Annotated in this window: 18 protein-coding genes; 11 read left to right on the top strand and 7 right to left on the bottom strand. The window is 63.2% G+C overall.

Annotated features, from left to right (window positions below):
* The first annotated feature begins 280 nt into the window (after positions 1-280).
* The 3 genes from mtgA to queG all read left to right on the top strand — a co-directional run bounded on the left by mtgA (position 281) and on the right by queG (position 2,762).
* Positions 281-958, top strand: a complete 678-nt coding sequence (gene mtgA, locus PXK07_RS17960) for a monofunctional biosynthetic peptidoglycan transglycosylase (RefSeq protein ID WP_274849700.1) — start codon at positions 281-283, stop codon at positions 956-958.
* Positions 959-1,022: 64 nt separating this feature from the next.
* The gene (gene fzlA / locus PXK07_RS17965; protein WP_274849701.1) at positions 1,023-1,688 is read left to right on the top strand and encodes an FtsZ-binding protein FzlA; all 666 of its coding nucleotides are present in this window, start codon (positions 1,023-1,025) and stop codon (positions 1,686-1,688) included.
* A gap of 21 nt (positions 1,689-1,709) precedes the next feature.
* A complete protein-coding gene (gene queG, locus PXK07_RS17970) occupies positions 1,710-2,762 on the top strand; it encodes a tRNA epoxyqueuosine(34) reductase QueG (RefSeq protein WP_274849702.1) in 1,053 nt (350 codons plus the stop codon).
* Here queG and PXK07_RS17975 read toward each other — a convergent pair.
* The 3 genes from PXK07_RS17975 to PXK07_RS17985 all read right to left on the bottom strand — a co-directional run bounded on the left by PXK07_RS17975 (position 2,759) and on the right by PXK07_RS17985 (position 7,123).
* Positions 2,759-3,553: a carnitinyl-CoA dehydratase gene (locus PXK07_RS17975; protein WP_274849703.1), complete on the bottom strand. Its 795-nt coding sequence runs from the start codon at positions 3,551-3,553 to the stop codon at positions 2,759-2,761. The genes queG and PXK07_RS17975 overlap by 4 nt on opposite strands.
* A gap of 1 nt (position 3,554) precedes the next feature.
* Entirely contained in the window at positions 3,555-5,588 is a 2,034-nt protein-coding gene (locus tag PXK07_RS17980; protein ID WP_274849704.1) for an acetate--CoA ligase family protein, read from the bottom strand.
* A gap of 371 nt (positions 5,589-5,959) precedes the next feature.
* Positions 5,960-7,123: an acyl-CoA dehydrogenase family protein gene (locus PXK07_RS17985; RefSeq protein WP_274849705.1), complete on the bottom strand. Its 1,164-nt coding sequence runs from the start codon at positions 7,121-7,123 to the stop codon at positions 5,960-5,962.
* 78 nt (positions 7,124-7,201) lie between these two features.
* Between PXK07_RS17985 and PXK07_RS17990 the strand changes: the two genes are divergently transcribed.
* Positions 7,202-8,140 (top strand): GlxA family transcriptional regulator, encoded by a 939-nt coding sequence (locus PXK07_RS17990; protein WP_274849706.1) that lies wholly within the window; start codon positions 7,202-7,204, stop codon positions 8,138-8,140.
* Here PXK07_RS17990 and PXK07_RS17995 read toward each other — a convergent pair.
* Together PXK07_RS17995 and PXK07_RS18000 are read right to left on the bottom strand one after the other, a co-directional pair.
* Positions 8,137-9,336: a hypothetical protein gene (locus PXK07_RS17995; RefSeq protein WP_274849707.1), complete on the bottom strand. Its 1,200-nt coding sequence runs from the start codon at positions 9,334-9,336 to the stop codon at positions 8,137-8,139. The two genes, PXK07_RS17990 and PXK07_RS17995, sit on opposite strands and share 4 nt — an antisense overlap.
* Before the next feature lie 30 nt (positions 9,337-9,366).
* Positions 9,367-10,137, bottom strand: coding sequence for a class II aldolase and adducin N-terminal domain-containing protein (locus PXK07_RS18000; RefSeq protein ID WP_274849708.1), 771 nt, complete (start codon positions 10,135-10,137; stop codon positions 9,367-9,369).
* Positions 10,138-10,323: 186 nt separating this feature from the next.
* Here PXK07_RS18000 and ade point away from each other — a divergent pair, with 186 nt between their 5' ends.
* The 4 genes from ade to PXK07_RS18020 all read left to right on the top strand — a co-directional run bounded on the left by ade (position 10,324) and on the right by PXK07_RS18020 (position 15,066).
* Positions 10,324-12,126, top strand: a complete 1,803-nt coding sequence (gene ade / locus PXK07_RS18005; protein WP_274849709.1) for an adenine deaminase — start codon at positions 10,324-10,326, stop codon at positions 12,124-12,126.
* Complete coding sequence (locus PXK07_RS18010) at positions 12,123-13,589, top strand: AMP nucleosidase (protein WP_274849710.1); 1,467 nt, start codon at positions 12,123-12,125, stop codon at positions 13,587-13,589. The genes ade and PXK07_RS18010 overlap by 4 nt, the downstream gene beginning before the upstream one ends.
* 142 nt (positions 13,590-13,731) lie before the next feature.
* On the top strand, positions 13,732-14,019 hold the full coding sequence (locus tag PXK07_RS18015; RefSeq protein ID WP_274849711.1) for an HU family DNA-binding protein: 288 nt from the start codon (positions 13,732-13,734) through the stop codon (positions 14,017-14,019).
* A gap of 159 nt (positions 14,020-14,178) precedes the next feature.
* Positions 14,179-15,066 carry a DMT family transporter gene (locus tag PXK07_RS18020; protein ID WP_274849712.1) on the top strand — a complete coding sequence of 296 codons (888 nt, stop codon included), beginning with the start codon at positions 14,179-14,181 and terminating at the stop codon, positions 15,064-15,066.
* Between the two features lie 9 nt (positions 15,067-15,075).
* Here the strand turns inward: PXK07_RS18020 and PXK07_RS18025 are convergent, their stop codons facing one another.
* Entirely contained in the window at positions 15,076-15,597 is a 522-nt protein-coding gene (locus PXK07_RS18025; protein WP_446728402.1) for a glutathione peroxidase, read from the bottom strand.
* A 163-nt stretch (positions 15,598-15,760) separates the two neighbouring features.
* Between PXK07_RS18025 and msrB the strand changes: the two genes are divergently transcribed.
* Together msrB and msrA are read left to right on the top strand one after the other, a co-directional pair.
* Entirely contained in the window at positions 15,761-16,210 is a 450-nt protein-coding gene (gene msrB / locus PXK07_RS18030) for a peptide-methionine (R)-S-oxide reductase MsrB (protein ID WP_274849713.1), read from the top strand.
* On the top strand, positions 16,207-16,719 hold the full coding sequence (gene msrA, locus PXK07_RS18035) for a peptide-methionine (S)-S-oxide reductase MsrA (RefSeq protein WP_274849714.1): 513 nt from the start codon (positions 16,207-16,209) through the stop codon (positions 16,717-16,719). Before msrB ends, msrA begins: the two co-directional genes overlap by 4 nt.
* A gap of 75 nt (positions 16,720-16,794) precedes the next feature.
* On the opposite strand, the gene PXK07_RS18040 is transcribed toward msrA, so the two are convergent.
* Entirely contained in the window at positions 16,795-18,804 is a 2,010-nt protein-coding gene (locus tag PXK07_RS18040; RefSeq protein WP_274849715.1) for a hydantoinase/oxoprolinase family protein, read from the bottom strand.
* Between the two features lie 125 nt (positions 18,805-18,929).
* On the opposite strand from PXK07_RS18040, the gene PXK07_RS18045 reads away from it, so the two are divergent.
* On the top strand, positions 18,930-19,817 hold the full coding sequence (locus PXK07_RS18045; RefSeq protein ID WP_274849716.1) for an SDR family oxidoreductase: 888 nt from the start codon (positions 18,930-18,932) through the stop codon (positions 19,815-19,817).
* The last annotated feature ends 209 nt before the right edge of the window (positions 19,818-20,026 follow it).

The raw sequence follows: 20,026 nt of genomic DNA on the forward strand, positions 1-20,026 counted from the left end.
AGATCAGACATGTTACCGCTCGATTTTCGAACCGTGAATCACGCCGCTGGACGGAAATCAATGGGTCCTGACCCTAACGTTTGAACATTTGTCGATTGGATTTTTAGGGACATCGCCCGAATAAATCAAACGCTTCATCCCGATGGCGATTTGGCGCTGGCCGCTGTTCAGGGGCGCGTTCTTTCATGGTTGGGCTGGGCGGTTCGCTGACCTATAGAGAGACATGGCTAAGGCAGTAAAGAGAAAGACGGGTGCCGCACGCCCCACATTATGGTGGCGGATGACATGGCCCTTCAGGTGGATCAGGCGGTGGCTCTTGCGGGCCTGCCTCGCGGTCATCGTATTGATTGTTGCGCTGATCGCTCTTTTCTCGGTGGTGAACCCGCCGATCACCCATACCATATGGTCCGAGCAGCGCCGATTGGGCGAGGTGGACCGCGAATGGGTGCCGTTGGAGGATATCGCGCCGGCCTTGGCGCGTTCGGTCGTCGCGGCCGAGGATGCCCGGTTCTGCCAGCATTGGGGCATTGATGTGATCGCGGTGCGGGCTGCCCTGGCCGAAGGCGGGCAACGCGGCGGTTCGACCATTTCCCAGCAGGTGGTGAAGAATGTCTTCCTCTGGCAGGATCGCAGCTGGGTTCGCAAGGCGCTGGAGGTGGTGCTGACGCCCCTGGTCGAGGCAATCTGGAGCAAGCGGCGCATCCTGGAGGTCTATCTGAACGTGGCCGAAATGGATGAGGGCGTCTTTGGAGCCGAAGCGGCGGCGCGGCGCTATTTCGGTGTTGGTCCGGATGCGCTGTCGAACCGTCAGGCGGCCCTGATCGCGGCGGTTCTGCCCGATCCAAAGGGGCGGTCTGCGGCGCGTCCCTCGCCACGTCTGTGCCAGCGGGCGGCGCAGATCCAGGACGGGGCGGCCACCATCCGCGCAGATGGCCGTTCGGCCTGTTTCGAGGATTGAAGTTTTTGCCGCAAGCGGGCATTGCTGGTGTCATCCCGCATGCTTCAGGAGCACCCATCAGCCAATGGCACGCCTGTATCACGTTCCCCTGTCCCCCTTCTGCCGCAAGGTCCGCCTGTCGCTGGCGGAAAAGAAGATCGAGGTCGAGCTGGTCGAAGAACGCTATTGGGAGAAGGATCCCGATTTCCTGCGCCGCAACCCGGCGGCCAAGGTCCCGGTGGTGCGGCTTGACGGCAAGATGATGTCGGAAAGTGCCGCGATCTGTGAATATATCGAGGAAACCCGGCCCGAGCCCTCGCTGATGCCTTCGGACCCCGATGGCCGCTACGAGGTGCGCCGCCTGGTCAGCTGGTTTGACGACAAGTTCCACAACGAGGTGACCTCGAAACTGCTCTATGAGCGGGTCAACAAGAAGGTCACCGGCGAAGGCTATCCCGACAGTCGAAACGTCAAGGCCGGGGCGCGGGCGATCAAGTATCACCTCGATTACATGGCCTGGCTCCTGGATCATCGGCGCTGGTTGGCGGGCGACAGCATGACGCTGGCGGATTTTGCCGCCGCGGCGCATCTGTCCTCGCTCGATTACATTTCGGACGTGGATTGGAACCGCTCGGCGGTGGTGAAGGACTGGTATGCCAAGATCAAGTCGCGCCCGGCGTTCCGCTCGATCCTGGCCGACCAGATCCCCGGCTTCCGCCCGCCGCCGCATTATGCCGACCTCGATTTCTGATCTGGCCCTGCCGGTGTCGACATGAGCGCCGCGCTGAAGGAAAGTTTGATCCGGCAGGCGCTGGCCGAAGGGTTCGTGTCCTGCCGGATCGGCCGCCCCTGGGACGTACCCGAGGTGCCCGAACGGCTGCAGGCATTCCTGACAGCGGGCTATCACGGGCAGATGGGTTGGATGGAAGAGCGCAGCCATTGGCGCGGCGATCCTGCGCAGCTTTGGCCCGAGGCGCGGTCGGTTATCATGCTCGCCGAAAGCTATACGCCGGACGAGGATCCGATGGCGGTTGTCGGAATGGCGGACCGGGGCGCGGTATCGGTCTATGCGCGCGGCAAGGATTATCACGACCTGGTCAAGAAGCGTCTCAAACGTCTGGCCCGCTGGCTGATTGCCGAGGCGCAGAAGGACGGCGATGCGGCAGAGGTGAAGGTCTTTGTCGATACAGCCCCGGTGCCGGAAAAGCCGCTGGGGCAGGCGGCGGGGCTTGGTTGGCAGGGAAAGCACACCAATCTCGTAAGCCGGGATTGGGGCAATTGGGCCTTTTTAGGCTCTGTTTTCACCACGCTGGACCTGCCGGTGGATGGACCAGAGCGGGACCATTGCGGATCCTGCCGGTCCTGTCTGGACGCCTGTCCGACCGATGCCTTTCCGGCGCCCTATCAGCTGGATGCACGGCGCTGCATTTCCTATCTCACGATCGAGTACAAAGGGCCGGTGGATCATGACCTGCGTGCCAGGATGGGCAACCGGATCTATGGCTGCGATGATTGCCTGTCGGCCTGTCCCTGGAACAAATTTGCCGTTGCGGCTAGCGATATGCGTTATGCGGCGCGCGAGGGGCTGACCGCACCGCGCCTTGCCGATCTGGCTGCGCTGGACGATGCGGGCTTTCGCGAAAAATTCTCCGGATCCCCGATCAAGCGCATCGGGCGGGACCGTTTCGTGCGCAATGTGCTTTATGCCATTGGCAACTCAAACGACCCCGCGCTGGCCCCGGCGGCAGCACGGCTGACCGAGGATCCCGATCCCGTGGTGGCCGAGGCCGCACGCTGGGCGGTGGAGCGCCTGAGGGACGCTTAACGCCCCTTCCAGACCGGATCGCGTTTCTCGGCAAAGGCGCGCGCCCCCTCCATCTGATCCTCGCTGTCATAAAGCACATCGACCGAGCGCAGCTGCCGTTTGGTGATGCGGTTCATGGCGTCCTGGAACTTGGAATCCTCCGCATCGCGCACGATCTCCTTGATCGCCGCATAGACCAGCGGCGGGCCAGAGGCCAAAAGACGCGCCAGCTCCCAGGCGCGGTCCATCAGCTGACCGGCGGGCACGATCTCATTCACCAGGCCCCAGCGGTTTGCCTCTTCCGCGTCGAACCAGCGGCCCGTCAGCAGCAGCTCCATGGCGATGTGATAGGGGATGCGTTTCGGCAGCTTGATCGAGGCAGCATCGGCGACGGTGCCCGAGCGGATTTCCGGCAGGGCAAAGGTGGCGTGATCGGCGGCAATGATCATGTCGGCGGACAAGGCCAACTCCAGCCCGCCACCGCAGGCGATGCCATTTACCGCGGCAATCACCGGCTTGTTCATATCGCGCATCTCCTGCAGCCCGCCAAAGCCGCCGACGCCGTAATCGCCATCCACCGCATCGCCGTCGGCGGCGGCTTTCAGATCCCAGCCTGGGCAGAAGAATTTCTCTCCACCCCCGGTCAGGATCGCGACGCGCAACTCGGGATCGTCGCGGAAGGTGCGAAAGACCTCACCCATCACGACGCTGGTTTTCAGGTCGATGGCATTGGCCTTGGGTCGGTCCAGCGTCACCTCGAGGATGGCGCCCTCGCGGCGGGTTTTGACGGGGCTTTGAGCTGTGTCGGTCATCTTACCAGTCCTTTCTGCGCATCAGCGCATCCGCTGCAATGGCATCTGTCGCGGTGCAGATCAGCGGGTTGATTTCAATCTCTTCCAGACCTTCGGCGTGGTCCAGTACATAAGCTTCCACTGCGCGGATGGCGCGCAGGATGGCGGCCCGGTCGGCGGAGGGTTTGCCACGATAGCCCTCCAGCACGGTATCGATGCGCAGGGAAGCAAGCGCCTGTTCGATCATCGCATCGCTTACCGGCAGCAGGAGCGAGGCGCTGTCCTGCAGGATCTCGGTCAGGGTGCCGCCTGCGGCGAGCGTGAGGACAAAGCCGTGGGCGGGATCCTTGACGACGCCGATCAGCAGCTCCGCGACAGTGCCGGTGATCATTTCTTCCACCAGGAAGGATCTGGCATCCATCTGGTTCGCCGCATCGCTGACCTCACCGCCCGATTGCAGGTTCAGCACCACGGCGCCCGCCTCGGATTTATGCGCCAGCCCTTCGCCCTTCAGAACAACCGGATAGCCGATATCGGCAGCGCAGGCGCGGGCGGCGCCGGGGGTGCGCGCGCGGTGGGATATGGGCACGCGCAGGCGATAATCGGACAGGCGCCGCTTGGCTTCGGCCTCGGGGATCAGATCGGGTTCAACCGTGGGGGTCGGCAGCAAGAGCGGCTCGGTGCTGGAGGCTGCCGGGCGACTTGCGGCTTCGCAGGCCTTGATCGCTTCGCTCAGGCCGCAGAAGGGCACGACGCCTGCCGCCATCAGCCGGGCCGCCACATCCTCGGGCAAAAGCTCGGGCAGGGTGGCGACCATGCCTACATTGGCGCCGGTCTGCTGGCGCGCCGCCACGGTGGCCTCGATGGCGCAGTCCCAATCGGCAGCCGAGCAGCGATCGGGGCGCGGGAAATCCACGATCAGTAGGGTCATGGCAAGGCTCGGGTCCATCATGGCGGCAAAGGCGCGGGTCATCGCCTCGACATCGCGCCAGATATAGGTGTGGTAATCCAAGGGGTTGGCCAGGGCCACCATCGGCCCCAACGCGGCGCGGAGGTTTTCGCTCTGGCGCGGGTTCAGGGGCGGGAAGGTCACATCGCGCCCATGGGCGGTATCGGCGGCCAGGCTTGCCTCGCCCCCGGAACAGCTGATCGAGGCGATACGGTTCGACGGCAGCCGCCCCGCCACATGCAAGAGCTTCAGGGTTTCCAGGAAGGTCGGCAAATCATCGATGCGCGCAATGCCAAGCCGGGCCAGCAGCGCCGCAGCCCCGGCATCCCCCCCCGCGACCGAGGCGGTGTGGGAGACGGTTGCCGCCTGCGCCTGGTCCGATTTGCCGACCTTCAGCGCGACGATGGGCTTGCCAAGCGCGCGGGCCCGGGCCGCCAGGGCCTCAAAGGCGCGCAGATCCTTGATCCCCTCGATATGCAGACCCAGGGCGGTGACGCGCTCATCCTCCAGCAACGCGGTGCCGATATGGGAAATATCCGCCTGCGCCTGATTGCCTGCGGTGACCACATAGGCCAGCGGCAGGCCGCGCTGCTGCATGGTGAGGTTGATGGCGATGTTGGAGCTTTGGGTGACGATGGCCACGCCGCGATCCATCCGCTCACCGCCATGTTGATCCGGCCACAACAGTGCGCCATCCAGGTAGTTGATGAACCCGTAGCAGTTCGGACCCAGGATCGGCATCTCCCCGGCGGCCTCCAGCAGGCGGGCCTGCAGATCGGCGCCATCGGCATCCTCGGCCTGGGATTCGAGAAACCCCGAGGCAAAACAAACCGCACCACCTGCGCCGCGCGCCGCAAGCTGCCCCACGATATCGACGGTGGCGTGGCGGTTCACGCCGATGAATGTGGCGTCCGGTGCCTCGGGCAGATCGGCGATGGAGGCATAGGCGCGAAGCTCCGCGATTTCTTCTGCCTTGGGGTGCACGGGCCAGATCTCACCCGCGAATCGCATGGCCTGGCACTGCTCAATCACAAGGCGGCACCAGTCCCCGCCACCGAAAACCGCAATCATCTGTGGGCGGAGCAGTCGAGACAGTTCATGTGTCATGCTGAAACTCCTCGTAAAATCATGTGGTTGGACATGTGGTGAAATAACGCACAGAAAAGTAACCTTTGGTTAAGGTCTTTAACTCTTTATAGTTGTGCGGAACGAGTAGGGATGCTTTAGACCGCATATCTAGGAAGCCCCCCGCGCCGGATTGGTGTCGGGGGGCTGACTTTTTCCAAAGCCCAGCATTTCTTGGCAGTGTGCCGCCGATACGAAATCGCGGCTGTCGCATGTGCGGTCCGCTGCGGCCTTGCGGCGGCGCGTGGATCCAGAAATCTGATCAAATTTAGCAACTCTCCCACCGGGAGAACCGCTGTATTCTTGCGGCATGCAGTGCGCCGTGGCTTGTCCTTCAGATGACGCAACGTCCTTCAGCCTCCAAGCGGGCGCAGCAGTTCGCGGCTGATGATATGGCGCTGGATTTCGCTGGTGCCTTCCCAGATCCGTTCGACCCGGGCATCGCGCCAGATGCGTTCCAGCGGCAGCTCGTCCATCAGCCCCATGCCGCCGTGGATCTGGATCGCCTCATCGGCGACCATGGCCAGCATTTCGGTTGCCTTCAGCTTGGCCATGGACATGTCGCTTTCGGTGACGCTGCCCTGATCGAACTTCCAGCCTGCTTCCCAGGTCAATAGGTTCGCGGCCTTCAGTTCCATTGCCATATCGGCCAGCTTGAAGGAGACGCCCTGGAACTTGCCGATCTGCTGGCCGAACTGCTTGCGCTCGGCGGCATATTCCACCGCCTGCTGCAGCGCCCGTTCGGCGCGGCCAAGACAGGTTGCGGCCACTTGCAGGCGGGTGGCGCCCAGCCAGGTGTTTGCCACCTCGAAGCCCTTGTCCACCTCACCCAGGATCGCCGATTTCGGCAGGCGGCACTCGTCGAATTCCAGCACCGCATTGGTATAGCCGCGGTGGCTGACATTGCGGTATCCGTCGCGCACGCTGAAGCCCGGCGTGCCCTTGTCCACGAAAAAGGCGGTGATCTTCTTCTTTGGTCCGCGCGGCGTCATCTCTTCGCCGGTGGCCATGAAGACGATAGCGAAATCGGCGATGTCAGCATGGCTGATGAAATGCTTGGTGCCATTGAGGATGAAGTCGGCACCATCCGCCCGCGCCGTTGCCGTCATGCCGCGCAGGTCGGACCCCGCACCCGGCTCTGTCATGGCAAGACAATCCCATTTCTCGCCCTTCATGCAGGGGTAGAGGTACTTTTCCTTCTGTTCCTCCGTGCCCGCCAGCAGGATGTTTGAAGGGCGCGCAACGCAGGTCCAGTGCAGCGCATAATTGGCGCGACCCAGCTCCTTTTCGTACATCAGCCAGGTCAGCGTATCGAGCCCCGCGCCGCCCACTTCTTCGGGCATGTTGGCGGCATATAGGCCAGCGTCGATCGCCTTGGCCTGGATCTCCTTGATCAGCTCCATGGGCAGATGGCCGCTGCGCTCCACCTCCAGCTCGTGCGGGTACAGCTCCTTTTCGACAAAGGCGCGGGTGGTATCGACGATCATCGTCTGTTCTTCGCTCATGCCAAACTGCATCACGGGGATCCTTCTTGTTCGCTTGCCGCAAAGCCTAGGAGGGCTGTAGGCTGATATCATGCAGAAATGAGATAAACCATGCAGAGTTGGGTCAAAGATGCCGCCGCGCCGCAGCAAGTCGATGTGCTGCTCTTCGATGCCTTTTCCGGCCATTGCCTGGCCAACACGATAGAGCCGATGCGCGCTGCCAACACCCTGGCGGGGCGGCGGATCTACGGTTGGCGGTTCCTGACGCTGTCCGGCGGCACGGCGGTGTCCTCGGCCGGGATGGAGGTGACGGCCCATGCGCGCCTGACCGACTGCAGTGGCGATATGCTGATTGCCATGCCCAGCTATGATTACCGGCGATTGGCGAGCGAGGCCACGGGCCGGGCGCTGCGGGCGGCGGCGGGGCGCTACGGCGTGATGGCGGGGTTTGATGCAGGTGCCTGGCTGTTGGCGGCTGCGGGACTGCTTGATGGGCGCTGCGCGACCATTCACTGGGAAGAATTGCCGGGTTTTGCCGAAGCCTTTCCTGCCGTCGATGCACAGCGCCTGCGCCACGTGCGAGACGGCAACCGGATCACCTGCTCTGGTGCGTTGGCAGCGTTCGAGCTGATGCTGGACCTGATTGCGGAACGCCACGGGCAGGCCCTGCGGCTGGAGCTTGCCGCCCTGTTCATGAGCCCCGAGGCCACCGGCGGCCAGGTGGTGCCGCTGGCGCGCAGCCGGTCCTTGGTGCGGGCCATCGAGGTGATGCAGGCCAACCTCGAAGAGCCGCTGACCATCGGCACCGTCGCCCGCCGCGTGGGCCGCAGCCAGAAGGATCTGGAGGCGCGGATGAAGGCGGAGCTCGGCGTATCTCCGCAGGTGGTCTACCGCAGGCTGCGGCTGATCCAGGCGCGCAAGCTGGTGCTGGAAACGCCCCTGGCGGTGGCCGAGATCGCCCTGCGCTGCGGCTATGAGGACCCCAGCGCCATGACCCGTGCCTTTCGCCGCGAATTCGGCACCACGCCGCAAGAGCTGCGCCGGGGTTAGCCGACGCCTTGCCGCGTGCTGATCCAGCCGTTCAGACGCCAGATCCCCCAGGCCAGCGGAATGGCGGCAAGCCCGCCGATCACATAGGCAAGCGGCTCATCCGCGAAGCTTTCGAACAGTTGGGTATAGGCATGAATGCCGCCAAAGGTGAGCGCGGCATTGAAAAGCCCCCGTTCGTTGCGCTGGGCGGCCCAGATCACCATGCCCGCCAGCAGCAGCGCCCAAAGCACGGAATAGGTCCCGGCGGTCAGTTCAAAGGCATGGTCGCGGAATGCGGTTCGGGCGGTGTCGAAACTCTCCCAATCCTCATAGGCGCTGCCAGAGTAACGACCTGGCCCCCAGAGGGTCTCTCCGGGATAATCCCCCCAAAGCGACCCGACCAGCGCGCAGAGATTGGCCACCACAAAGGCGAGCATCACTAGGCTGCGCAGGTGCCGCGCCATGCGTTCGGGCTGGCGTTTGGCGAACCACAGGCACAGGGCGATCAGCAATGCCATCTGCAGGATCGAAAGCGTCGGCTCGGGGGAATAGAACACATAGGCCGCGTGAAAATAGGCGCTGCCGGTTTCCAGCGCCTGCGCAAAGGGCGCCAATGCCAGCGCCGTGATCATCCGCACATCGATCAGCGCGCCGACACCTGCCAGCAGGGCGGCGTAATAGAGCATTTCGATATTGCGCAGCGGTGAGCCGATGTCGTGCTGATGGCTCAGCGCCTCGATCCCGATGATATGGACGGCCAGCGCCATCAGGATCAGACTGCCAAGAACAAAATGCGACGACAGACCGCCGCGCCAGTACCGCAGCATGAGGCCCGCCAGCAGGGCACCCCCGGCAGGCGCCAGGATCAGCCCCGCACTGTCTTCATAACTCTCCATCAGCTCTAGCGTGGCGCCGCCGATCAGCATGCCCGCCCCGATCAGCGTGGCCGCATTGCCGAACATCCGAAACAGCTCGGCCATGCGCGCCAGGATCACCAGGCCGCCCGCCGTCATCAGAAGGCCTGCAATGGCAACCGGCAGGGGCTCGGCCAGCCAGAAGATGAACCCTCCGGTGGCGGCCAGGATGCCAAGGCACAGGATCACATTGACGCCAAGGGTGACCATCGCCTCGCGCGCGCGGCTCTCGATGATGCGGGCCTGATCGGCGGTGATTACGCCGTCTTGGGTGAGCTTGGTGGTATCGGCGAGCGCATGCATCCGTGGCGACCCTTTCGTGCGGCCTGTCGATCAACTGGCGTAGGTGGAGCCTTCGCCGTCCAGCACCAGCTTGATCTCCCGCAGGTGTGCCTCGGCCTGACCGGGGTAGTTGTCCAGCTCGGCCGCGGTCTTTTCGGCGACCTCGTCCGACAGGCGCCGCAGGGGGAGGCCGGTTTGCAGCGCACGAATGTAGGTCTCGGCCGCGCGTTCAAAGTAATAGAGCCGGTTGAAGGTATCGCCGGGATCATCGCCGATCACAAGAACGCCATGGTTGCCCATGATCATCACCTTCTTCTTGGGATCACGCAGCATGGCGGCACAACGGCTGCCTTCATCCTCGAAGGCGAGGCCGCCATAGCCATCGTCGATCACGTAGCGATCAAAGAACATTGCGGTGTTCTGGTCGATGGGCGGCAGATTGCTATCGGCGAGCGAGGCCAGAACCGTGGCAAAGATCGAATGCACATGCATCACGCAGCGGGCATGGGGACACAGCCGGTGGATCGAGCCATGCAGCCCCCAGGCGGTCGGATCGGGCGCATCGGGCCGCTCCATCGTTGCCGGATCATCGGCGTCCAGCAGCAACAGGTTGGAGGCGGTGATACGGGCAAAATGCATCTGGTTGGCATTCATCAGGAACCGGGTGCCTTCCGGGTTCACCGCCAGGCTGAAATGGTTCGCCACCCCTTCGTGCATGTTCAGCCGTTCGGTCCAGCGAAAGGTGGCCGCAAGGTCAACCCGCTCCTGCCAGTGCCCGATATTCTGCCGGTCGACACCGGGATGCAAATCCGTGACTGTCATGTGATGCTCTCCAATTTCCGCTTGTTAGAGCCTGATTTACCAGCTCATCGATCCCAATTTTCTCCAGCCTCCCGCGTCGCGCCCAAACTGACAAGGGGAATTCTTCGCTTTCCCCGATAGGTGATCCTTTGAGCGCAGAATACCGTCGCCCCTTGCACTTGTGAGCGCAATCAGAACAATTGGCGCATGACACAGACCGTATTTCCGAGCTGGCCCGATTCCGCCCCGAAACTGATCGATGTTGCCGCTGGCCGTGCGCCTGCAGACACGGTGATCCGGCAGGGTAAATGGGTCAATGTGCACACCCGCGAAGTGCTGGACGGCCACGACATCGCCATCGTCGCGGGGCGGATCGCCTATGTTGGCCCCGATGCCTCTTACTGCACCGGTCCGGACACCGAAGTGATCGAAGCGCAGGGTCGCTACATGATCCCGGGCCTGTGTGATGCCCATATGCATATCGAAAGTGGCATGCTGACCCCGGCGGAATTTGCCCGCGCGGTGATCCCACATGGCACCACGACGATGTTCACTGATCCGCATGAGATCGCCAATGTGCTGGGTCTGGATGGCGTGCGGATGATGCATGACGAGGCGCTGATGCAGCCAGTCAATATCTTCACCCAGATGCCAAGCTGCGCCCCTTCGGCGCCGGGGCTTGAGACGACGGGCTATGAAATCTCGCCCGAGGATGTGAGCGAGGCGATGACCTGGCCCGGCATCATCGGTCTGGGCGAGATGATGAATTTCCCTGGCGTTGCCAATGCCGATCCAAAGATGTTGGCCGAGATCGCCGCGACCCAGCGCGCTGGCAAGACGGTGGGCGGGCACTATGCCTCTCCGGACCTTGGCCCCGATTTCGCGGCCTATGTGGCGGGCGGCCCGGCGGACGATCACGAGGGCACCTGCGAGGCCGACGCCATTGCCCGGATGCGACAGGGAATGCGCGCCATGGTGCGGCTCGGCTCTGCCTGGTACGACGTCGAGGCGCAGATCACCGCGATCACCGAAAAGGGCCTGGACCCGCGCAACTTCATCCTCTGCACCGATGATTGCCACTCGGGCACCTTGGTGCATGATGGCCATATGAACCGGGTGGTGCGCCACGCCATCGACTGCGGCTGCGATCCGGTCGTGGCCCTGCAGATGGCGACGATCAACACAGCGACACACTTTGGGCTAGAGCGGGAGTTGGGATCGATCACCCCCGGCCGCCGCGCCGATGTGATCCTGACCTCGGACCTGCGGACGCTGCCCATCGAATTGGTGATGGCTCGCGGGCAGATCGTGGCCGAAAACGGCTCTATCGCGGTGGAATGCCCGCATTTTGACTGGCCGAAAAGTGCCACCGGGACGGTCCATCTGGGGCATCAACTGACGGCGGCAGACTTTGAACTGAAGGCGCCCGAGGGGGCAAATTCGGTCACCGCCAATGTAATCGGTGTGGTGGAAAACCAGGCCCCGACCAAGGCGCTTAAGGCGGAACTGCCGGTCGTCGACGGGCTGGTCGAAGGTACCGGCGATGTGTGCCAGATCGCGCTCGTCGAACGCCATCGCGCGACCGGCGGAGTGACCAATGCCTTTGTGTCTGGCTTTGGGTACGAGGGACCCGTGGCGATGGCCTCCACCGTGGCCCATGACAGCCATCACATGATCGTTGTCGGTACCGACCGCGAACAGATGGCGTTGGCCGCCAATCGCCTGGCCGAAGTGGGCGGCGGTGTCACGCTGTTCCGCGACGGAGAGGAACTGGCGCTGGTCGAACTGCCCATCGCGGGGCTGATGTCGAACCGCCCTGCCACCGAGGTCGCCGCCAAGGCGCAGAAACTGGTCGAGGCGATGGAGGCCTGCGGCTGCAAGCTGAACAACGCCTATATGCAGCACTCGCTGTTGGCGCTGGTGGTTATCCCGGAACTCAGGATCTCGGATCTGGGGTTGGTAGATGTGCGCACATTCCAGAAAATCCCAGTTTTAGAGCCTATGTCATGACGACCATCCGTCTGCCGAAACACCCCGAACCCGAAACCTATACTGACCCTGCACTGGCGGTGGAGCGGTTGGAGCTGTTGTACCAACAGGCCACCGATTTCCTGTGTGACGGGTTCATACGGGTAATGGAAAATGCAGCCCCTGCGGGGCAACGTATCCGCGCCTTCTATCCCGAGATCCGCTTTACCACCTCCAGCTTTGCGCAGGTGGATTCGCGGCTCAGCTTCGGGCATGTGTCGATGCCCGGCACCTATGCCACCACGGTGACGCGCCCGGATCTGTTCCGCAACTACCTGATCCAGCAGATCGGGCTGTTGATCAAGAACCACGGTCAGCCGGTCACCATCGGTGCGTCAGACACACCGATCCCGGTGCATTTCGCGGTTGCTGCCCGTCCCGATCTGACCGTGCCGCAGGAGGGGGCCGCCGGGTTCACCCTGCGCGATGTCTTTGATGTGCCGGATCTGTCGACCACCCATGACGATATCGTCAATGGCACCCATCAGCCTGCCAATGGCACCGGGCCGCTGGCGCTGTTCACGGCGCAGCGCGTGGATTACTCGCTGGCGCGGCTGGCGCATTACACGGCGACTGATCCGTCGCATTTCCAGAACCACGTGCTGTTCACCAACTACCAGTTCTACGTGGCCGAGTTCGAAGCCTATGCCCGCGCGCAGCTGGCGGATCCCGCATCGGGTTACACCGGTTTTGTCAGCACCGGCGATCACGAGATCACCGATGCGGATGCCGAGATTCCGCCCGTCGACAAGCTGCCGCAGATGCCGACCTACCATCTGAAGCGCAAAGACGGCAGCGGTATCACCCTGGTCAATATCGGCGTCGGTCCCTCGAACGCCAAGACCGCCACCGACCATATCGCGGTGCTGCGGCCGCATGCCTGGCTGATGGTGGGGCACTGCGCCGGGCTCAGGAACACCCAGGCGCTGGGCGATTTCGTCCTGGCCCATGCTTACTTGCGCGAGGATCACGTACTGGACGATGACCTGCCGGTCTGGACCCCGATCCCGGCGCTGGCGGAAATCCAGATTGCGCTGGAACAGGCAGTGGCCGAGGTCACCGAACTGGAAGGCTACGATCTGAAACGGATCATGCGCACCGGCACAGTCGCCACTATCGACAACCGCAACTGGGAGCTGCGCGACCAGTCCGGCCCGGTGCAGCGGCTCAGCCAATCGCGCGCCATTGCGCTGGATATGGAAAGCGCCACCATTGCTGCCAATGGCTATCGCTTCCGGGTGCCCTACGGCACGCTGCTGTGTGTGTCGGACAAGCCGCTGCATGGGGAACTGAAGCTGCCGGGCATGGCCTCTGATTTCTACCAGACCCAGGTTTCGCGCCATTTGCAGATCGGAATTCGCGCGATGGAGCAGCTGCGCGGCATGCCCTTGGCGCGCCTTCACAGCCGAAAACTGCGCTCTTTTGACGAAACCGCCTTTCTGTAAGGGTGGTTTTCCCCAGTTTTCTGCGGAAAATCGCTTGTTTTCTCACTCTTTGGTGAAGCAATGCGTTGTGTTACCGCACAACATAAAGATAATGTCACGCGATGAGGCCCCAGAGTTCGGGCAGTTTTAAGGAGAGCTAAGAATGTCCAAACCGATGACCAAAACCCAGCTTGTCGCAGCACTGGCTGAGGAAATGGGCAGCGACAAGAAAGCCGCCGGCGCCGCGCTGGATGCTGTTTGCGCGCTGATCACACGCGAAGTGTCGAACGGCGGTGCCGTGACCCTGCCCGGTGTCGGAAAGATCTACTGCCGCGAGCGCCCCGAGCGCGAAGTGCGCAACCCCGCCACCGGCGAGAAGTTCATGAAAGAGGCCGACAAGGTCGTCAAGATGACCATCGCCAAGGCCCTGAAGGACAGCGTCAACGGCTAAGTCCAAGGGTTGATCCACCGGATCACAGTTTCAAAGGGCCATCCTCAGGGGTGGCCCTTCCTTTTTGCGTGATCGCTCGCCCTGATCAGAAGTCCGGCACCGCTTGCATGATCGGATGATTTGCGGGACTGTCGCCGCAAAACTGCGAAAGGATGGGGCGTGGATATTCGTGCAATTGCCATGGGGCTGACCTTTGCCCTGATGTGGTCCTCGGCCTTTACCTCGGCACGGATTATCGTGGTGGATGCATCGCCGCTGTTTTCGCTGGCGGTGCGGTTCCTGATTTCCGGCCTGATCGGCGTCGCCATCGCGGCGGCCATGGGCCAGACCTGGCGGCTGACGCGGGGCCAATGGCGGGCGACGGTGATCTTCGGCATCTGCCAGAACGCGCTGTACCTGGGCCTCAATTTTGTCGCCATGCAGACGATCGAGGCCTCCTTTGCCGCCATCATCGCCTCGACCATGCCGCTCTTGGTGGCGCTGGCCTCTTGGGCGATCTTCCGGGAGCGGCTGAAACCCCTGGGCATCATTGGCCTATTGGCGGGGGTGCTGGGTGTCGCCCTGATCATGGGCACACGGATCAGCGCAGGTGTGGACCTGTTCGGCGTTCTATTGTGCGTGATAGGTGTCATCGCGCTTGCCACGGCCACCCTGGCCCTGCGCGGGGCCACATCCGGGGGCAACTTCATGATGGTGGTGGGGCTGCAGATGCTGATCGGCTCGGCCATCCTGTTCGTCACTGCGCCCCTTTTCGAGGATATCTTCGTCAACCCGACCCTGCCGCTGGCGCTGGCCTTTGCCTATACCACGCTGGTGCCGGGGTTGGCGGCGACCTTTATCTGGGTGCTGCTGCTCAATCGCATCGGTGCGGTGCGGGCGGCGACCTTTCACTTCCTGAACCCGGTCTTTGGCGTGGCGATTGCCAGCCTTCTTCTGGGAGAGAAGCTGGGACCGCTTGATATCATCGGCGTGTTGATCGTGACTGGTGGTATCCTGGCCGTGCAGCTGTCGAGACAGCCGGGAAAACAGGCAAAGCCCGCCGGTTAGAGATCGGTATCAGGGCAGAAACCGCTCTATCGCGCCGGTGATCTGTCCCGACAGGGGCCGCGCGACGGATCCCCAGGTGCCTGCAACGGATCCATCCGGCGCGATCAGGATTTTGTTGAAGTTCCAGCCCGGCTCAAACCCCGTCTCGGCGCGCACGGCCTGAAAAAACGGATGCGCTCCGGTGCCTTTCACATGGGTGATATCGGTCATCGGCAGGGTCAGATCATAGGTCAGTTCGCAGAATTGCTTGACCTCCTCCGCGCTGCCCAGCTCCTGTTTGAAATCATTGGACGGCACCGCCAGCACCACCAGCCCGCGATCCCGGTAGCGATCATAGAGTGTCTGCAGCCCCGAATACTGTTTGGTGAAGCCGCAGCGCGAGGCGGTATTCACCACCAGAACCGGCTGCCCGCGATAGCTGGCCAGATCAATCTCGCCCCCGTCGATCGAGGCAAACCGCCCGCCGATGGGCGCGGCCTGCGCCATTTGCCCCACGACGACCAGCGCGGCCAATATCCACATCCGTAGCATTTGATCCTCCACTGCTGTTTCTATGGGTACGCAAGGCAGCGCCAACAGGATCAATCTGCGCTTTGACGTGACGCACATCCGCGCGAGCCGATGCAATAATCGCTTTGCATTTGCCGCGCATCGGACCATGTATCAGGAAAGACTGATCCGCCGGAGGAAGGACATGACGCGCTATACCAAGGACCCGGATGCCATCGCCGCCCTGTCGGACGAGGAATACTACGTCACCCAGAAATCGGGCACCGAACGGCCCGGCACCGGCAAGCTGCTTTATAACAAGGCGCCGGGGATCTACGTGGATATCGTCTCGGGGGAGCCGTTGTTCGCCTCTGCGGACAAATATGAATCCGGTTGCGGCTGGCCCAGTTTCACCAAACCGATTGAACCGGCCCATGTGCAGGAACTGGAGGATCGCTCCCTCGGCATGATCCGCACCGAGGTCCGCTCGACCCATGGCGACAGCCATCTGGGGCACGTCTTCCCCGATGGCCCGCTGGACCGTGGCGGCCTGCGCTACTGCATCAACTCTGCCTCGCTACGCTTTGTGCATCTCGACGACATGGAGGCCCAGGGCTATGGCGATTACATCGATCAAGTGGAGGACCACAGATGAGCAATCCTGAACGCGCCGTTCTGGCGGGCGGCTGTTTCTGGGGCATGCAGGACCTGATCCGCAAGCGCCCCGGCGTCATCAAGACCCGCGTCGGCTATACTGGCGGCGACGTGCCCAATGCCACCTACCGCAACCACGGCACTCATGCCGAAGGGATCGAGATCCTGTTTGATCCGGCCAAGACCTCTTACCGGGAGCTTCTGGAGTTCTTCTTCCAGATCCACGATCCCACCACGGTGAACCGCCAGGGCAATGACATCGGGATGAGCTACCGTTCGGCCATCTACTATGTGGATGAGGCCCAGAAACAGATCGCCGAGGACACCATCGCCGATGTGAATGCCTCGGGCATCTGGCCCGGCAAGGTGGTGACCGAGCTGGAGCCCGTGGGAGATTTCTGGGAGGCCGAACCCGAGCATCAGGACTATCTTGAGCGGATCCCGGACGGCTATACCTGCCACTTCCCACGTCCCGACTGGACCCTGCCCAAACGCGACGCGGCGGAATAATAATGGGGTATTTCCCTTGTGCTAGAGCCTGAAATTGCCCGCCCGTGCGGAATGGCTTGGGCGGGTTTCTTCTGCCTAGTCTTCCGTTGCCACCCGCGGGCGTCCGCTTGCTTCGGCAGTCAGGAAGGCCTCGACAAATACCTCGCGCGCCTCGACCTGGGCAGTGCGGATATCCCGCGTGACATGAACATTGATATTTTCCGCCCCGGCGGCCTGCGCCTCATGCCGGGCCTCGGCACTCAGGTGATCCTCAAGGGTCTTCAGTGCCGCCTCAGAAGAGGTGAAATCCTGTGGCCCGCCCTCCAGGTGCACCCGGAACTTGCCTTCGGCCGGGGCGGTCACGCTGCCGCTGCGGCGCATGGTGACGCGGCCCACGACCGCACCGATGGCATTGGCGACGCCTGCATGTTCCGGCAGGATCATCCGGCAATGCAGCCGGTCTCCCACCGCCGGGTAATAGCTGGGGGCCGAGGCCCCAAGCCCCACCACATCCACGTTCAGCGCCGCATCCAGCGCCAGCATGCCCCGGTGGTTCTTCAGCCCCCGGCGCATCAGGACATGCCGCGCCAGCTGTTCGGGCGGCAGGCCAAAACCCTCAGACTCTTCCGCAAAAGCAGCCTCTAACAAGGTCAAAGAGGTCTGTTCGGTCAACTGGTCGATGATCGTCCGGGCCAGGGTTTCGGCATCCGGTGCAAGGGTATCCCCGCTGCCGATACGACGGCGGGCGAACAGGGTCAGCGCCTTTTCCGCCGCCACCCGGTCCCAGGCATCAAGCCGCCCCAGCACGTGCGACGCATCCGAGGGCGTGACCCCGGCAACCTGCACCAGCCCCCGGTCCACAAGCCTGTTCAGCGCGCCCTGCTCCATGCGGGTGCGCAGCACCGCGCCAAGGGGGTGCACGTCGCTGCCGATGCGGTCCAGCAGCACAGCCTCCCGTTCACCCAGGCCCGCGACGGGAAGGCCAGGCACCGCGCGCAGGAACTTGCCGTCGTGTTCGCCCACCACCGGGGCGTTCACCTGCCGGTCCAGCGCTGCGTGCACCACGTCGGGCGCCTCTGTCGCGATCAGCGAGATCGGCACCACCCGGCGCGGTCCCAGCACCAGCCCGCCTTGCAGGCCTTCTGCGTGGATATGGACCTGGCTGTCGCCGCCCAAACCGCTGGTGCGCATGGCAACCGCCTCCACCATGGTGCGATAGCCGCCGACGCGGGCGCCCTCGGGATCGATTGCGGGCCGTCCGCCCTTGATCAGAGCCACATCTGTGGTGGTGCCGCCGATGTCGCTGACCAGCGCGGTATCGACCCCGGTCATCCAGCGGGCCCCAACGATGGAGGCGGCAGGGCCGCTGAGGATCGTCTCGATCGGTCGGGTTCGCGCCTGCTCGGCGGACATCAGGGCCCCGTCGCCGCGCACCACCATCATCGGCGCGGTGATGCCGATATCCGCCAGCGTGTGCTGCGCGCGCCCGATCAGGCGGTCGATCATCCCGATCAGCCGCGCATTCAGCACCGCCGTCAGTGCGCGTTTCGGTCCGTTCAGTTTCGCCGACAGCTGGTGCGAACAGGTGACCGGCGCGCCGGTTGTCTCGGCAATGATCCGGGCAGCCTCCAGCTCATGCGCCGGGTTGCGGGTGGCAAAGACGCTGGCGACGGCATAGCCGCTGACACCCACGGTTTCAGTCTCTAAAAAGGCCAAAAGGGTATCTGTATCAAGCGGAGCCGCCTCGCTGCCCGCATGGGTATGCCCGCCCGCCAGCACCAGCGCGGGGTCTCCTTTCAGGGCTTCGCTCAACCCATGGCGCTCAAGATCCTCGGGCGCAAAGCCGATATATACCAGCGCCACGCGCCCGCCTTGCCCTTCGACCAGCGCATTGGTGGCCAGCGTGGTCGACAGCGCCGCCATCGACACATCCTGCGCGGCCACGCCCGATTGCGCCAACACCGCCCGCACCGCACCGCCCACGCCAATGGCCAGATCATGCCGGGTGGTGAGGGATTTGGCCGAGGCGATCACCTCCTCCTCATCCCGGATCAGCACCGCATCCGTATAGGTCCCGCCCGTATCTACACCGAGAAGCAGCGCCATCACCTGTTCCTTTTCTGCTCGCTGTTTCCCGGTGTAGCGTCGATTCTGTGCCGGTCCATCCTGTTTGCGTCATCATGGGCATTTCCGCCCTTGCCGGGTGGCGCTCGGCGACGCATCTATGGCGTATGACAAAAACACTTCTCTCAATCGGCTATGGTTATTCGGCTCAGGCACTGGCGCGGCGGGTTCTGGCGCGGGGCTGGCGGGTGATTGGCACCACGCGGGATGTGCTGGAGGATGGCGGCCCGACAGAGGTGGACCTGCTGCAATGGCCCGGCGGTGATGTCCCCCTTGAGGGCGTCACCCATGTGCTGTCTTCCGTCGGCCCGAACGAGGATGGCGATCCGGTGATCACGGCGTTGCGGGATCAGCTGGCGACACGCGCCGCAGCGGGGCAGTTCGACTGGGTAGGGTATCTCTCCACCACCGCTGTCTATGGCGATCAGGGCGGCGCCTGGGTGGATGAAGATACACCGGTTGCCCCCTCCAGCCGTCGCGGTGCCTGGCGCGCGCAGGCAGAGGCGGAATGGCAGGCGATCCCCGGTCTGCCGCTGCATATCTTTCGTCTGGCAGGCATATACGGCCCCGGTCGCGGCCCCTTTGCCAAGCTGATGGCGGGCACGGCGCGGCGCATCGTGAAGCCCGGACAGGTGTTTTCCCGCATCCATGTGGAGGATATCGCGACGGTGCTTGAGGCCTCGATCGACCACCCCAATCCGGGTGCGATCTACAATGTCTGCGATGACGAACCCGCCCCGCCGCAGGATGTTCTGGGCTATGGGGCCGAACTGCTGGGCCTGCCGGTCCCTGCCGAGGTGCCCTTTGACGAGGCCGGGATGACCCCGATGGCGCGCAGTTTCTACGGCGAGAACAAGCGCGTGCGAAACAGGCGCATCAAGTCAGAGCTGGGCGTGACGCTGGCCTACCCCGACTATCGCGTCGGCCTGCGCGCGGTGAAGGCGGCCGAGAATCTGGAGGGATACAGGCCACCGGCAGAGCCGCCTACATTGTAGGCGGCAGAGTGAGCGTTGCGGTCAGATCGTTCGGCTTGTCTTAATGTGCTGTTAAGCAGTTTTTGTAACCATCGCGGAAAGGAGAACTGCGATGGAATCTCTAAACGACGATCTTCGAAAACTGGTTGAAAACCTTAGGGTCAGGACCCATTGATTTCCGTCCAGCGGCGTGATTCACGGTTCGAAAATCGAGCGGTAACATGTCTGAT

The sequence above is a fragment of the Phaeobacter sp. QD34_24 genome, from assembly GCF_028890115.1.
Taxonomy (GTDB): Bacteria; Pseudomonadota; Alphaproteobacteria; order Rhodobacterales; family Rhodobacteraceae; genus Phycobacter.

Bases quoted from the DNA above. Each gene is read 5' to 3' on its own strand.
- mtgA (WP_274849700.1), top strand. From the start codon at position 281: ATGACATGGCCCTTCAGGTGGATCAGGCGGTGGCTCTTGCGGGCCTGC.
- fzlA (WP_274849701.1), top strand. From the start codon at position 1,023: ATGGCACGCCTGTATCACGTTCCCCTGTCCCCCTTCTGCCGCAAGGTC.
- queG (WP_274849702.1), top strand. From the start codon at position 1,710: ATGAGCGCCGCGCTGAAGGAAAGTTTGATCCGGCAGGCGCTGGCCGAA.
- PXK07_RS17975 (WP_274849703.1), bottom strand. From the start codon at position 3,553: ATGACCGACACAGCTCAAAGCCCCGTCAAAACCCGCCGCGAGGGCGCC.
- PXK07_RS17980 (WP_274849704.1), bottom strand. From the start codon at position 5,588: ATGACACATGAACTGTCTCGACTGCTCCGCCCACAGATGATTGCGGTT.
- PXK07_RS17985 (WP_274849705.1), bottom strand. From the start codon at position 7,123: ATGCAGTTTGGCATGAGCGAAGAACAGACGATGATCGTCGATACCACC.
- PXK07_RS17990 (WP_274849706.1), top strand. From the start codon at position 7,202: ATGCAGAGTTGGGTCAAAGATGCCGCCGCGCCGCAGCAAGTCGATGTG.
- PXK07_RS17995 (WP_274849707.1), bottom strand. From the start codon at position 9,336: ATGCATGCGCTCGCCGATACCACCAAGCTCACCCAAGACGGCGTAATC.
- PXK07_RS18000 (WP_274849708.1), bottom strand. From the start codon at position 10,137: ATGACAGTCACGGATTTGCATCCCGGTGTCGACCGGCAGAATATCGGG.
- ade (WP_274849709.1), top strand. From the start codon at position 10,324: ATGACACAGACCGTATTTCCGAGCTGGCCCGATTCCGCCCCGAAACTG.
- PXK07_RS18010 (WP_274849710.1), top strand. From the start codon at position 12,123: ATGACGACCATCCGTCTGCCGAAACACCCCGAACCCGAAACCTATACT.
- PXK07_RS18015 (WP_274849711.1), top strand. From the start codon at position 13,732: ATGTCCAAACCGATGACCAAAACCCAGCTTGTCGCAGCACTGGCTGAG.
- PXK07_RS18025 (WP_446728402.1), bottom strand. From the start codon at position 15,597: ATGCTACGGATGTGGATATTGGCCGCGCTGGTCGTCGTGGGGCAAATG.
- msrB (WP_274849713.1), top strand. From the start codon at position 15,761: ATGACGCGCTATACCAAGGACCCGGATGCCATCGCCGCCCTGTCGGAC.
- msrA (WP_274849714.1), top strand. From the start codon at position 16,207: ATGAGCAATCCTGAACGCGCCGTTCTGGCGGGCGGCTGTTTCTGGGGC.
- PXK07_RS18040 (WP_274849715.1), bottom strand. From the start codon at position 18,804: ATGGCGCTGCTTCTCGGTGTAGATACGGGCGGGACCTATACGGATGCG.
- PXK07_RS18045 (WP_274849716.1), top strand. From the start codon at position 18,930: ATGACAAAAACACTTCTCTCAATCGGCTATGGTTATTCGGCTCAGGCA.